Source organism: Streptomyces sp. NPDC050145 (assembly GCF_044460245.1).
Lineage (GTDB): Bacteria > Actinomycetota > Actinomycetes > Streptomycetales > Streptomycetaceae > Streptomyces.
The window spans coordinates 16,694-30,669 of sequence record NZ_JBITJS010000009.1 but is presented as its reverse complement, the minus strand read 5'-3'; the positions used below and the strand labels follow the sequence as shown (position 1 = coordinate 30,669).

The window sequence follows — 13,976 nt, the reverse complement described above, 5'->3', positions numbered from 1 at the left end:
GACGGTCGGCACCGCAGGGGCCCGCCGCGGCGCTGTCCGGCGCGGTCTCGGGCGGAGTGCCGGCGTCGAGGCGTCCGCCGGGCGCGGCGTGCCCCGGCTCGGGTCGGCAATGAGGGGCGCCCCCGGTTCGGCCAGGGGCGCGGGGGTCGAGGGTGCCTGCGCCGCGCTGTGACGTGGTCAGGGACACGCTGCCCGGCGGCGGGCCCGGGGCGCCGCTGATCGCTGCGACGCCCTGGAGCGGCGGCAGGCCAGCCGCGGAGGGGTGTCGGCATCCCAGTTCGGTCAGGGGTGGGCGTCGACGGGCGCCCGCGCCGCGTCGTGGTCGGGACGCGCCGGCCGGCGGCGGGCACGGGGCGTCGAGGAGCGCCGCGGCGGCCCGGGCGGCGGCCGCCCGATCGCGTTCGGGCTCGGGTCGGTGTCGAGGGGCGTCGGTGCCGAGATGGGCTTCAGGGCGGATCGGCGAGGGTGGCGGCAGGCCGGGCGCGGAGGGATGTCGGCATCGCCGGATCGCCGCCGTGTCGTGGCCCGGTTCGGTCAGAGGCGGCCGTCGCGGGGCGCCCGTGCCGCGCCGTGGTCCGGGGCGCGCCGGCCGGCGACGGGCTCAGGGCGTCGGTGATCGCCGCGGCGGCCGCCCGGTCGCGTTCCGGCTCGGGGTGCGTCAGGCGTCGAGGATCGCGTTCGCCGCCGCGTCCGCCGCCGTCGGGTCCGCCGACGCGATCGCGTCGAGGAGTGCGCGGTGTGCCTCGGTCGTCGAGTGGCGCATGTCGTCCGCCAGGACCGTGTCGCGCAGGGCCGTGCTCAGGTGGGAGTAGAGGTCCACCAGGAGGGGGTTGTGTCCGGCCCGCGCCACGCACAGGTGGAAGTCGATGTCGGCGTCGACGAACTCCTTCAACTCCCCGGCGTCGAAGTGCTGTTGGCGCCGCTCGGCGATCTCGCGCAGCTCCTTCACGTCCGCCTCGGTGCGGCGCTGCGCCGCGAGCCGCGCCGCCACCAGATCGAGGCCCCGGCGCACCTCCTCCACGTCCCGGTCGGCGGCGTCCGCGAGCATCCGGCCGAGCGCCACCGCGGACTCGTCCGCCGCCGTGACGTAGGTGCCGTCGCCCTGCCGGGTCGCGAGCAGCCCGGTGTGCACGAGCGCGCGCACCGCCTCGCGGACCGAGAGCCGGCTCACCCCGAGCGTCTGGGCCAGTGAGCTCTCCGAGGGGATCTTCTCGCCGACCTGCCAGTGGCCGCTGGTGATCTCCTGCCGCAGCTCGGTGATCACCGCGTCCACCAAGGACTTGCGTCCCACGCTCTTCATGTCTCCCCGCCTGTCGTGATCTCCGGCGCCGGGGCGCCTCAGGTGATTATGCGTCCTGCTCCCGTCCACGCTCCGGACGGTCCCCGCGTCCACGTTCCGAACAGTGCCTGCGAAACCTCTTCACCAAACATCAGACATCTGATAACTCTATCCGTCACCTCGGCAACCCCGCGAAGACACACGGGAGATGACTGGATGGAGCGGTACCACCACCTGCGGATCAAAGGCGTGCGTCCCCTCGGGGAAACCGCCCGTGACCTGGTGATACACAACGGACGCTTCGTCCGGGACACCACCGCAGGCACGACGGAAGAGGTGCTCGACGGTGGCGGGATGCTTGCGCTCCCCGCCCCGGTCGACGCCCACATACACCCCGACAAGACCACCTGGGGCGGCCCCTGGCTCAGCCGCGAACCCGCCGAGTCGCTCGCCGGGCTCATCGCCTACGACGCCTCGGTCCGCGCGGAGATGGCCCCGGTCGCCGAACGCGCCGGCGCCCTGCTCGACCACGCGATCGCCCACGGCACCCGCGCCATGCGCGCCCACGCCGACGTCGCCCCCCAGTACGGGCTGGACAACGTGCGCGGACTGCGCGCCGCCGCCGACGCCCGCGCCCACCTCCTCGACGTGCAGATCGTCGCGTTCCCGCAGCTCGGCGTCGTCACGGCCCCCGGCACCGCTGCCCTCCTGGAGAAGGCCCTCGACGAGGGCGCCGACCTCGTCGGCGGACTCGACCCGGTCGGCATCGACGGCGACCGCGACGGCCAGCTCGACCTCCTCTTCGGCATCGCCGAGCGACGCGGCGTCGAACTCGACATCCACCTGCACGACGGCGGCGCGGCCGGCCTCGACCAGATCACCGAGATCGCCCGCCGCACCACCGCCCTCGGCCTCGCCGGACGCGTCACCGTCAGCCACGCCTTCGCCCTCGCCGAACTCGAAGGCCCCGAGCTCACCGCCATGGCCGAACTGCTCGCCGGCGCCGGTGTCGCCGTCACCACCTGCGCCCTCGGCGCCGACCCCGTCGTCCCGCACGCCGCCCTCACCCGCGCCGGAGCCCGCGTCGCCGTCGGCTCCGACGGGGTGTGCGACCCGTGGAGCCCCTTCGGCAACGCCGAGATGCTCGACCGGGCCCACCTGCTGGCCTACCGCACCGACGCCCGTACCGACGACGAAGTCGCCGCCTGCTACCGGCTCGTCGCCGACCAGGGCGCCGACCTGCTCGGACTCGAGCGGGTCGGCTTCCGGCCCGGCGAGCCCGCCGACCTCGTCCTCGTCGACGCACCCTCCGTCGCCGAGGCCATCGTCCGCCGCACGACGCCCCGCGTCGTCGTCCGCGCCGGACGCGTCATCGCCCGTAACGGCACACTCCTCCCAGGAGGCCCCGCATGACCGGACGCCGTCCGATCCTCACCGGCGCCCTCGCGCTCCTGCTCACCGCCGCCCTCACCGCCTGCGGCGGCGGCCCCGGCGACCTGCGCCCGGCCGTCGCCCTCGACCTGAGGACCACCACGCCCAAGGCCACCAAGCCGCTGGACTCCATCACCTGGAACCTGCCGTACGAGCCCCAGGGCCTGGACCCCATCAAGTCCTTCAACTACGCCGAGAACACGGTCCTCGCCAACCTCTGCGACAGCCTGCTGCGCCTCACCCCCGACTTCGAGATCAAGCCCGGGCTCGCCACCGAGGCGGAGAACCCCAGCCCGAAGAAGTGGGTCTACACGATCCGCGACGGAGTGAAGTTCTGGGACGGCACCCCGCTCACCGCCGAGGACGTCGCCGCGAGCCTCAACCGGCACCTCGACCCCAAGCTCGGCACCTGGTGGGGCGACTACTACCAGAACGTGTCCGCCATCAAGGCCACTGGTCCGCTCCAGGTCACCGTCACGCTCAAGCAGCCCGACGCCCTGTTCAACCAGGCCATGGCCACCGGCGCCGGCGCGGTCGAGCAGAAGGCCCAGATGAAGCGCGCCGGCGAGGACTTCGGGACGCCGAAGCAGGGCGTCATGTGCACGGGCCCCTTCAAGTTCACCCGCTGGCGCTCCGGCGACTCCCTCACCATCACGCGCAACGACGACTACTGGGACCGCGCGCACCGCGCCCTGTCCAAGAAGCTGACGTTCCGCTTCGTCGCCGACGAGACCACGGCCGTGAACGCGCTGCGCTCCGGCGAGGTCGACGGCCAGTACTTCTACCTGCCGCCCGCCGCTCTCGGCCAGCTCCAGAACTCGCCCACCGGCACCGTCACCCTCGGCCGCTCCCTGGCCTACTGGGCCCTGCTCGGCGCCACCAAGTCCGGACCGTACGGCAACGTCAAGGTGCGCCAGGCGCTCTCCACCGCCCTCGACCGCGGCGCCCTCGGCTCCGCCGTCTTCCAGGGCACCGCCCCCGCCGAACACGCCCTCGCCGGCCCGCCGTCCTGGGGCTACGAGAAGGAGACCTTCCGCAAGACCTACGAGTCGCTGCCGCACGGCAAGGCCGACCTCGACAAGGCCAAGGCCCTCGTGAAGGAGGCCGGACCCGCCGCCAAGGGCAAGATCACCATCGGCGTCCAGGGCAGCTCCGCCGTCCACGAACAGACCGGCAACCTCATCAAGGCCACCGGCAAACAGCTCGGCCTGGACATCGAGATCCGCGTCATCCCCGTCGAGCAGTACGGCAACCTCTACAGCGACGCCAAGTCCCGCCGCGGCATCGACGCCTTCCTCTCCACCTGGTACGGCAACGTGCCCGACCCGCTCGACGCGTACACCGTCTTCCTCGCCGGCGGCCGGACGAACTTCAGCGGCTTCGACAAGGTCGACAAGGACGTCCAGAAGGCCCGCGCCGCCTCCGACCCCGCCGAGCGCGCCGAGATCATCACCCGCATCGAGCGCGCCGTCGCCGAGGACGTGACCTGGATGCCCATGAACAACCTGCCGGTCATCCTCTACATGAGCGACCGCGTGACGGGCGCCGTCGCGTCCTTCCCCTACCTGTACTACCCCTGGGCCACCGGACTGGGAGGGCGCTGACCCTTATGAACGCCACCGTGAAATTCGTGCTCCTGAGACTGGTCGGCCTCGCCGCCGTGCTCCTCGTGGCCTCGTTCCTCGTGTACGGGCTGCTGTACCTGGTCCCCGGCGGACCGATGTCCTTCCTGCTCGGCAACCGCACCGGAACCGCCGAACAGATCGCGGCCATCCGCGCCCAGTACCACCTCGACGACCCGTTCGTCGTGCGGTACTTCAACTGGCTCGGTGACGCGCTCGGCGGCGACTTCGGCCGCTCCCTCGTCTACCGGCAGGACGTCACCGCGCTGCTCGCCGGCCGGGTCGCCACCACGCTCTGGCTGGTCGCCTACGCCTCCGTGCTCATCGTCGTCGGCGGGCTCGCCGCCGGCAGCCTCGCCGCCCTGCGCGGCGGCCGCACCGACACCCTGATCAGCGGCGTCTCCTCCCTCTTCCTCGCCACGCCCGTCTTCGTGATCGGTGTCGTCCTCGTCATCGTCTTCGCCCGCGGACTCGGCTGGTTTCCTGTCTTCGGAGCCGGAGAGGGCTTCTTCGACCGGGTGCACCACCTGACCCTGCCCGCCCTCACCCTCGCCCTCGGCTCGGCCGCCTACCTCGCCCGCATCACCCGCGCCTCCGTACGCGAGGAGATGGGCCGCGAACACGTCGAGACCGCCCGCAGCCGGGGCCTCGCCGAATCCCTCATCGTGCGCAAGCACGTCCTGCGCAACGCGGCGGTGCCCGTCACCACCGTCATCGGCCTCACCGTGGCCGGCCTCCTCGCGGGCGCCGTCGTCGTCGAGAACGTCTTCGCCCTCGACGGCATCGGCTCCCTGTTCGTCCGCGCGATCATGCAGCGCGACTTCGCCGTCGTCCAGGCCGTCGTCCTCGTCCTCGTCGGCTCCTTCGTCGTCGTGAACCTCGTCGTCGACCTCCTCTACTCCGTCCTCGACCCCCGGATGGCCCGATGACCACCGTGCTGACCTCGAAGCTCGCCGCGACCCGCAGAGTCGTCCCGCGCGACCCGCTGGCCCGGGCGGCCGCCCTCGTGCTCGCCCTCGTCGTGGCCCTGACCCTCGCCGCGCCGATCGTCGCGCCCTACGACCCCGACCTCCCCGACCTCTTCAACACCCTCGCCTTCGCCACCCCCGAGCACTGGCTCGGCGGCGACGCCCTCGGCCGCGACGTCCTGTCCCGGCTCGTCTGGGGCGCCCGCCCCACCCTGCTCGGACCCGTCCTGATCATCGCGATCTCGGCCGTCGTCGGCACCGCGCTCGCCATCACCGCCGCCTGGTGCGGCGGCTGGGTCGACACCGTCGTCTCGCGCATCCTCGACGTCCTGTTCGCCGTTCCCGGCATCGTGTTCGCCCTCGTCGCCGTCGCCGTGATGGGCCCCGGCCTCACCCCGGTCGTCATCGGCCTCACCGTCGCCTACACCCCGTACGTCGCCCGCGTCGTACGCGGCGCCGCCCTGCGCGAGCGCGCCCTGCCCTACATCGCCGCCGCCTGGGTACAGGGCCGGCCCGCCCTCACCATCTGCCTGCGGCACCTGCTGCCCAACCTGCGGCCCATCGTCATCGCCCAGTCCGTGTCCGCGCTCGGCTACGCCGTCATCGACCTGGCCGCGATCTCCTTCCTCGGCCTCGGCGTCCAGCCGCCCACCGCCGACTGGGGACTCATGGTCAAGTCCGGCCTGGACAGCGCGATGCGCGGCAACGCGATCGAGGCCGTCGCGGCCGGCGCCGCCATCGCGCTCGTGGTCTGCGCCGTCAACCTCCTCGGCGACCGGCTGGAGAAGAACCGATGACCGACACCACCACCTCCACCCAGAAGCCGCGCCCCGCCGAGGGCACGCCCCTGCTCGCCCTGCGCGGATTCCGCCTCGACGTCCCGTACCGCGCCGAAGGACAGCGCCCCAAGGACGCCGAACGCCGGGTCATCGTCGACGGCGTCGACCTCACCATCTGCCCCGGCGAAGCCGTCGGCCTCGTCGGCGAGTCCGGCTCCGGCAAGTCCATGACGGCCCGCGCCGTCATCGGACTCACCCCGCCCGGCGCCCGCGTCCACGGCGACATCGTCTTCGACGGGCAGAACGTCTCCGGTCTCGGCCGGCGCGAACTGCGCGCGCTGCGGGCCCGCCGCGTCGCCATGATCTTCCAGGACCCCCGGGCCCACATCAATCCTGTGCACAGCATCGGCGACTTCCTCACCGAGGCCCTCGTCACCGAACGCGGGGTCGCCCGGCGCGAGGCCGAACGCAAGGTCGTCGCCCTCCTCGCCGACGTGGGCATCCCCGACGGCGCGCGGCGCCTGCGCCAGCACCCGCACGAACTGTCCGGCGGACTGCTCCAGCGCGTCATGATCGCCTCCGTCCTCGCCGCCGAGCCCGACCTCGTGCTCGCCGACGAACCGACCACCGCCCTGGACGTCACCGCCCAGTCCGAGGTCATGGCGATCCTCGACGAGGCCCGCAAGGAGCGTGGCCTGGCCCTGCTCCTCATCACCCACGACCTCGAACTGGCCGCCGCCACCTGCGACCGGCTCGCTGTCATGTACGCCGGGCGCACCGTCGAGACCCAGCCGGCCCAGGCCCTCACCGAGCGCCCCCGGCACCCGTACTCGGTCGGTCTGCTGAAGTCCCGGCCGAGCCTGGAGGAGCGGGTGAACCGGCTCCCCGTCATCCCCGGGCGGCCCGTGGCCGCGTTCGAGGCGCTGGAGGCGGGCCCCGGCTGCTCGTTCGCCCCGCGCTGTCCCCACGTCCAGCCGGACTGCGAGCAACAGCAGCCGGAGGAGCGGGAGTTGTCCGACGGCACGCGCGTCGCGTGCCTGCGTGCCGAGGAGGTCTCCGCATGGTGAACCAGCCCCTTGAGAAGGAGCAGGTGAAGGAGCGCGTGAAGGAGAACGTGCTGGAGGCCGTCGGTCTGCGCAAGACCTACGGCGAGGCGGTCGCCGTCGACGACGTCTCGTTCACCCTCGCGGCGGGGGAGTCCCTCGCCGTGGTGGGCGAGTCCGGCTCCGGCAAGACGACCGTCGCCCGGATGCTGCTCGGCCTCGAGAAGCCGGACGCGGGCACGCTCACCGTGTGCGGACGGGAGCGACCCGCGGCTCGCCGCGTCGCCTCCCGCGAGCGGCGGCGCCGCGCCCGCGAGATCCAGATCGTCTTCCAGGACCCGTACGCCTCGCTCGATCGGCTGCAGAAGGTCGGCGACGTCATCGAGACGGCGCTCGCGCTGCACTTCCCGCTCCCCGCGGAGGAACGGCGGACGCGGGCGGCCGAGCTGCTGGAGTCGGTGGGTCTGGCCGAGCGGCACCTGACCATGCGCCCCGCGCAACTGTCCGGCGGACAGCGGCAACGCGTCGCCATCGCGCGAGCGCTGGCGGTCGAGCCCCGCGTCCTCGTCCTCGACGAGGCGGTCGCCGCCCTGGACGTCTCCATCCAGGCCCAGATCCTCAACCTCCTGGCCGACATCCGTGAACAGCGGGACATCGCCTACGTGTTCATCTCGCACGACCTCGCCGTCGTGCACCAGATCAGCGACCGGGCCCTGGTGATGTGCGGCGGCAAGGTCGTCGAGCAGGGCTCCACGGCCCAGATCCTGGCCGACCCCCAGGAGTCCTACACCCGCCAGCTCCGGGCCGCGGTCCCCGGCCCCGGCTGGACCCCGTCCCGCCGCCCCCAGCCGGCCTGACCGCCCCCTCTCGAGCCGGCGTGCCGCCCCCCCCCCCGGGGGGGGGGCGGCGACGCCGGGCTCGGCCCGGTTCACATCAACTGGCCGTGACCGGTGCGCCGGAGCGGAGCACGAACGGGCGGGAACCCACCGTCACCGCCACCGAGACCGCCGCCATCACCGTCATCGCGACCCCGGGCGACACCATCTGCGCCAACCCACCGGCCAGCGCCGCCCCCACCCCCTGCCAGCTCAACCGGCCCGCGGACTCGGCCCCCTGCACCTGCCCGCGCACCGCGTCGTCCGTCAGCGCCAGCAACTGCTCCTGCAAGGGCAACGTAGCCGCGAATCCGGCGCCCGCCACGAAGACCCCGACCGCCGCCACCCACACCGGCGGCCCCGCCGCGAACATCAGGAACGGCACCGCGAGCACGAGCCGCAGGGGGAACGCCCACCGCCGCCGACCCGCGGCACTGAGCACCCGTCCGACCAGCAGGTCCCCGAGCAGCATCCCGGCGGAACTCGCCGCGAGGAACACCCCCGCGTGCCCGGAGTCGTAGGAGATGAACAGCGCCTCGCACCCGACGACGAGCCCGTTCGGCACCCACAGGTTCAGCAGCAGCGCCCGCCGCCCCGGATGCGCGAACAGCCAGATGTTCGTCGTCCAGGTCGTCCGCAGCCCGGGCCGCCGGGTGAGACGGATCGACCGCTCCCGTACGGTCGCCGCGACGACCACGAGCCCCAGCCCGGTGAGCACGGCCGCGACCCCGAACACCTGCTGCGGGCTGAGGAAGTGGAGGAGCGCTGCACCGACCGCGTACCCGATGATCGCCATGCCGCCCGAGGTGATGTTCATCAGAGAGCGGGCCAGCGCGTACGAGGTGTGCGGCACGACCTCGGCGAGCAGTCCCATCCGGGTGCCGCCGCCGAGTGACTGGAAGAAGCCGAGGCACACCAGGATCCCGAAGCGGGCGGCCAGCGGCAGCCCGGGCACGGCCTGCGCGGCGACTCCCGCGAGGGAGAGGCACTCGAGTGCGACGAGTGTGCGCCGGGGTCGCTCCCCGTCCGCGACCGACATCAGGGTCAGCGCCCCGAGCACGGTGGCGAGCGTGGCCCCGTACATGCTGACGGCGGTGAGGAACGGCGACTGGGTCTGCCGGTCGACGAGCGTGCCGAGCGCGAATCCGGAGAACGTGCTCGCGGCGACGGTGAACAGGAAACTGACGTAGAGCCCGGCGAACTCGCGGTTGCGCAGCAGCGCGCGATAGCCGTGCGGTGTGGATGAGGATGTGTGAGTGGACATGAAAAAAGCCTCCGAGCGCACCGCTTGGTGCGCCGAAGGCGACGTGTGAGTTATAGCAGGTGCGCACTCACGCGCGCCACCGCGGCCCGTCCCGGACGGGGGAGCGGCCCGCGGCGGCGGGACTCAGGCCGTGACCCAGTCGCTCGTCGCGATGACGGGCGCGACACCGTCACGGTGGACGGTGCCCTCGATCAGGCCGTACATGCGGTCCGCCGCGAAGTACACCTCGTTGTCGTTCTTGAGCCCGAACGGCTCCAGGTCCACAAGGAAGTGATGCTTGTTCGGGAGGTTGAGCCGGACCTCGTTGACCGCGGGGACGTGGTCGAGGACCCGGTCGGCCATCGCGTGCAGCGTCTGCTGCAGCGAGTAGCTGTACGTGTCCGAGAACGCCTCCAGCATCCGCCGCCTGACGTCCTTGTACATCTGGTCCCAGTCGGTGTCCGCCTCGCTCGCCGCGGACGCCGCGTAGGCCCAGCGGGCGGTCACCTTCGTGGCGAGGATCCGGTCGTAGGCCTCCTGCAGGGTCGTGTACCTGTCCTTGATGAAGCCGTGGAACTCGGAGTCCGTCGAGTTCATGACGGTGAGGTCCTTGAGCCCGGAGACGATCTGCAGTTGGCCGGTGTCACCGCTGTAGGTGATCTGCGTGGTGCGCACCTCCTGCCCGGAGCGGACGAAGGAGTGCTGCTCGCGCCGGGTGGGCGCCGGCAGCCGGTCCCACACGAACTCCTCGATGCGGATCTGCGTCTCGTGGATCACCGGCTGGGAGCTGACGAAGTGCCGGGCCAGCGCGATGCCGAACGCCTCGGGGGACTCGACGCCGTGCTCCTTGGCGAAGGCGTACACGGTGTTCTTGGTGGTGTCCGTCGGCAGGACGTTGGCGTTGTCGCCGGTCAGGTGGACGTCGCGGAACTCGCCGCGCAGCGCGACCGACACGTTCAGGTCGCGGATGTCGTGCCAGGTGCCTTCGTTGCCCTTGCGGGTGATCTTGACGATGCGGTTCTCGGCCTTGCCGTACTGGTTCTGCGCGAGCACGTGCTTGCTCATGGAGCAGGTCCTCCGGGTACGTGGATGTTCTCATCCCGTACGCCCGGCGTCCGGTGCCGTCGTCCACGACACCCCCCGCCGTTCGGCCCGTGCGGAGGCCGCCCCGGGACTGACGAGCATCCCGGTCCGTAGGTCGGCGACATTTGAGCACGCGCCCGGCGCCGCTGACAAGGGATGTCACAGGCCGAGGAACCGGCCCCCGGAACCGGCTGATGTCATGGACTGACGTCACGTAGGATCGCCGCATGGGTAGATGGGAGCCGAACGCGCGCGGCCGACTGGCCGAGGCCGCGCTCAGGCTGTACGCCGAGCAGGGCTTCGACCGGACGACGGTCGCGGAGATCGCCGCGTCGGTCGGCGTCACCGAGCGCACCTTCTTCCGGCACTTCACGGACAAGCGCGAGGTGCTGTTCTACGGGGCGGAGGCGGCGCTCGACCTCGTCACGCGCGCCGTCGCCGGGGCGCCCGAGTCGGCCTCGCCCATGGTCGCGGTGAGCGGTGCGCTCCAGGCCTTCGGCGCCTTCTTCCAGGAGGACCCGCAGCGCGCCCGCAACCGGGACGCCGTGGTGTCCGCCAGTGCCGAGCTGCGCGAGCGCGAGCTGGTCAAGCTCGACGCCTTCTCCCTGGCGATGGCCGGCGCCCTGCGCGAGCGCGGGGTCGCGCCCCGGACGGCGACCCTGGCCGCCGAGGCCGGCACCGCCGCGTTCAAGATCGCCTACGCGGAGTGGATGGCGATCGGGCGCTCCGGCGAGAAGGATCGCGAACTGCCCGGCCTGTTCCTGGAGGTCCTCGCCGAGCTGACCTCGGTACTGGACGCGACCCGCGACTGACCGCCTGCGCGGAGTGGGCGGCGCAAGCGGAGTGGGCGGCGCAACAGGACCGGTCCGGCTGCGCGTGACCTGCGTCACGTCCGTAAGCCGGGGTGCGCAGTATGCTGAACCCATGATCCCGCTCGTTCGCCGCCGCCACGTGGACTACGTCCGCGTCACGAGCACGGGCTGTCGACGCTCCTTCTGAGCGGTCCGGCCCCACCTTTTCTCTTCTTCACGGTGCCGTTCCGGCCGCTTTTCCCAGCCGTACGTCTCTCTCCCATCAGGCACCTGTGCCCCGCCACACCCCGGCCGCGCACAGGCACCCCGTACACCCCGCGGATGCACCATGACGAACGTATCGACGACCACCACCGAGACCACGACGACGCACACGTCGAACCGGCAGCTCCCGATCATCGACCTCTCCGCCGCCGATCGCGGCCCCGAGGCGCGGGCCCTGCTGCACGCACAGCTGCACAGTGCCGCGCACGACGTGGGGTTCTTCCAGCTGATCGGGCACGGGGTCACCGACGAGGAGACCCGGCTCCTGCTCACCGCGATGCGGCGCTTCTTCGCGCTGCCCGAGGAGCAGCGGCTGGCGATCGACAACGTGAACTCGCCGCACTTCCGCGGCTACACCCGCACCGGCGACGAGCGCACCGGCGGCCGCCAGGACTGGCGCGACCAGCTCGACATCGGCGCCGAACGCCCGGCCCACGTCCCGGCCCCCGGTGAGCCCCCGTACTGGTGGCTCCAGGGGCCCAACCAGTGGCCGGACGCCCTGCCGGAGCTGCGCACGGCCGCCCTCCAGTGGGTCGAGCGGCTCAGCGGTGTCGCCGAGAAGCTGCTGCGCGAACTGCTCACCGCGATCGGTGCCGACCCCGCCTTCTACGACGGCATCTTCGGCCGACACGCCCACCCGCACCTCAAGCTCGTCCGCTACCCGGGCGGCTCCGGGGACGGCGCCGGTCAAGGGGTCGGCGCGCACAAGGACTACGGCTTCCTGACGCTGCTGCTCCAGGACCAGGTCGGGGGCCTGCAGGTCCAGCGCGACGACGGACTGTTCCACGACGTGCCGCCGATCCCCGGCGCCTTCGTCGTCAATCTCGGAGAGCTCCTCGAAGTCGCCACCAACGGTTACCTGATGGCGACCAACCACCGGGTCGTCTCGCCTTCCGGCGCCACCGAGCGGTTCTCCGTCCCGTTCTTCTACAACCCCCGCCTGGACGCCCATGTCCAGCCCCTCGCGTTCCCCTACGCCTCGGCGGCCCCCGGTGTCTCCGAGTCCCCCGACAACCAGCTGTTCGCCGACTACGGCTACAACGAGCTCAAGGGCAAGCTCCGGGCCCACCCGCTGGTCGCCGAGCGGCACCACGCGGAGCTCCTCACCCCGGCGTGAGCCGCGTTCCGGAGCCCGTCACGATCAGCCCGTCACCACCAGCCCGCCGTCGGCGCCGCGCCGCACCGGCACTCCCGTACGGAACCGGCCGTCGGAGGTGAAGGCCTCGGCGTCGGCGTCCGGCGCCCGGTAGTAGCCGCGTGTCACCGACGGTCCCCGGACGAGGAGTTCGCCGGAGTCGCCGTCCGCGTCCACACGGAACTCGTCGTCGGACGTGAGCGGGTGGAGGGCGGCCCCTCCGGTTCCGGTGAGCGCGGCCACGCCCTCCGGCCGGGTGAGGAACTGCCGTGTCTCACAGTCGAGTTCACGCCCGAACCGGGCGGCGTCGGCCGAGGGCAGATCCGTCGCAGGGGTGAGCACGAGCCGCAGGCTCTCGAGCGGGCCCGCCCCCGCGTCGAGCCACGCCGTCAGATCGGCCGGTGCGAGCGTGGCCACGGTGACCCGCTCCCGCGCGACGAGCGGGAGGCAGGCGCCGGGCCCCGGATCCTCGGCGAGGACGACCGTGCCGCCGGACAGCAGCGTGCCCACGATCCCCGGGCAGCCGGACGCGAGCAGCGACTCCGCAGGGAGCGCCGCGAGATGGACGTCCTCCGCGCCCGACCGCACCGCCGCACCGGAGGCCCGCACCTGGTACGCGTACGCGTCGTGGGTGCGCGGCACGAGCCGGGGCGTCCCGTCGGGGCCCGGGGAGACGAGCAGGAACGCCACCTCGCCCGCGCCGCGCACCGGAGCCGGCTCGGGCGCCGCGTCCACCGACCCGAGCGGAAAGAAGTGACACCCCGAGGAATCGATCGACATGCCACCGTACGGGGATGCCTCGCCGGGCGGCTCGTAGGTGAACGCCCGCCGCAGGAACGGCCCTTCGGCCGCGATCGCCGCGACCTCGGCCCGGTGCGCGGCCGTGCCGACATGACCGGCCGCCTCGCTGACCCGGACCACGTGTGCCAGCTCCCGGCCGCCGAGCGCGACCGGGCACACCACCGGCACCGCGCCCACCCGCAGCAGCGCGAACAGGGTGATCACGGCCTCCGGCACGTTCGGCAGCCGCAGCACGACCCGCTGTCCCGGCCGCAGCCCGCGCAGCCGGAATCCGGCGGCCGTGCGCTCCACCCGCCGGTTCAGCAGTCCGTACGTGAGCCGCGTCGCATCGTGCACCAGTGCCGTGCGCGCCGGCTGCCGCCGTGCCGTGTCGCCCAGCAGGTTGTCGAGCGTGACGCCGCGCCAGTGCCCGACGGACCAGTACCGGTCGACGAACTCCTCGGGCCAGGGCGTGCAACCGTCGAGCATGGGTGTCATGCGCTTCCTCCCTCGTGACCCCGGCAGTCCAAGCCGTCGGCACGAGGGCGCGCAAGCCGCCGTTCCCACGAGGGCGGGGGGGGGGGGGGGGGGGGGGGGGGGGGGCGGGGGGGGGGGGGGCGGGGGGGGGGGGGGGGGGGGGGGGGGGGGGGGGGGGGGGGGGG

At 72.8% G+C, this 13,976-nt stretch carries 12 protein-coding genes; 8 read left to right on the top strand and 4 right to left on the bottom strand.

Annotation, left to right across the window (positions count from 1 at the left end; translation table 11 throughout):
• Window positions 1-658: 658 nt before the first annotated feature.
• Window positions 659-1,300 carry a FadR/GntR family transcriptional regulator gene (locus ACIBTU_RS19020; protein ID WP_399127417.1) on the bottom strand — a complete coding sequence of 214 codons (642 nt, stop codon included), beginning with the start codon at window positions 1,298-1,300 and terminating at the stop codon, window positions 659-661.
• 195 nt (window positions 1,301-1,495) lie between these two features.
• On the opposite strand from ACIBTU_RS19020, the gene ACIBTU_RS19015 reads away from it, so the two are divergent.
• From ACIBTU_RS19015 to ACIBTU_RS18990, 6 genes are read left to right on the top strand one after another with little or no spacing between them, the layout of a single operon-like run.
• Entirely contained in the window at window positions 1,496-2,692 is a 1,197-nt protein-coding gene (locus ACIBTU_RS19015) for an amidohydrolase (protein ID WP_399127416.1), read from the top strand.
• The gene (locus ACIBTU_RS19010) at window positions 2,689-4,314 is read left to right on the top strand and encodes an ABC transporter substrate-binding protein (RefSeq protein WP_399127415.1); all 1,626 of its coding nucleotides are present in this window, start codon (window positions 2,689-2,691) and stop codon (window positions 4,312-4,314) included. The genes ACIBTU_RS19015 and ACIBTU_RS19010 overlap by 4 nt, the downstream gene beginning before the upstream one ends.
• Window positions 4,315-4,340: 26 nt before the next feature.
• Entirely contained in the window at window positions 4,341-5,261 is a 921-nt protein-coding gene (locus ACIBTU_RS19005) for an ABC transporter permease (protein WP_399127414.1), read from the top strand.
• Window positions 5,258-6,097 (top strand): ABC transporter permease, encoded by an 840-nt coding sequence (locus tag ACIBTU_RS19000; RefSeq protein WP_399127413.1) that lies wholly within the window; start codon window positions 5,258-5,260, stop codon window positions 6,095-6,097. The genes ACIBTU_RS19005 and ACIBTU_RS19000 overlap by 4 nt, the downstream gene beginning before the upstream one ends.
• Window positions 6,094-7,146, top strand: coding sequence for an ABC transporter ATP-binding protein (locus ACIBTU_RS18995; RefSeq protein WP_399127412.1), 1,053 nt, complete (start codon window positions 6,094-6,096; stop codon window positions 7,144-7,146). The genes ACIBTU_RS19000 and ACIBTU_RS18995 overlap by 4 nt, the downstream gene beginning before the upstream one ends.
• Window positions 7,140-7,979, top strand: coding sequence for an ABC transporter ATP-binding protein (locus ACIBTU_RS18990; protein ID WP_399127411.1), 840 nt, complete (start codon window positions 7,140-7,142; stop codon window positions 7,977-7,979). Before ACIBTU_RS18995 ends, ACIBTU_RS18990 begins: the two co-directional genes overlap by 7 nt.
• Before the next feature lie 76 nt (window positions 7,980-8,055).
• Here ACIBTU_RS18990 and ACIBTU_RS18985 read toward each other — a convergent pair whose 3' ends face one another.
• Entirely contained in the window at window positions 8,056-9,261 is a 1,206-nt protein-coding gene (locus ACIBTU_RS18985) for an MFS transporter (protein ID WP_399127410.1), read from the bottom strand.
• A 123-nt stretch (window positions 9,262-9,384) separates the two neighbouring features.
• Window positions 9,385-10,305 (bottom strand): factor-independent urate hydroxylase, encoded by a 921-nt coding sequence (gene pucL / locus ACIBTU_RS18980; RefSeq protein ID WP_399127409.1) that lies wholly within the window; start codon window positions 10,303-10,305, stop codon window positions 9,385-9,387.
• Between the two features lie 245 nt (window positions 10,306-10,550).
• Here pucL and ACIBTU_RS18975 point away from each other — a divergent pair, with 245 nt between their 5' ends.
• The gene (locus tag ACIBTU_RS18975) at window positions 10,551-11,135 is read left to right on the top strand and encodes a TetR family transcriptional regulator (protein WP_399127408.1); all 585 of its coding nucleotides are present in this window, start codon (window positions 10,551-10,553) and stop codon (window positions 11,133-11,135) included.
• A gap of 328 nt (window positions 11,136-11,463) precedes the next feature.
• Complete coding sequence (locus ACIBTU_RS18970; protein ID WP_399127407.1) at window positions 11,464-12,516, top strand: isopenicillin N synthase family dioxygenase; 1,053 nt, start codon at window positions 11,464-11,466, stop codon at window positions 12,514-12,516.
• 24 nt (window positions 12,517-12,540) lie between these two features.
• On the opposite strand, the gene ACIBTU_RS18965 is transcribed toward ACIBTU_RS18970, so the two are convergent.
• Window positions 12,541-13,812 (bottom strand): AMP-binding protein, encoded by a 1,272-nt coding sequence (locus tag ACIBTU_RS18965; RefSeq protein WP_399127406.1) that lies wholly within the window; start codon window positions 13,810-13,812, stop codon window positions 12,541-12,543.
• Between the last annotated feature and the right edge of the window lie 164 nt (window positions 13,813-13,976).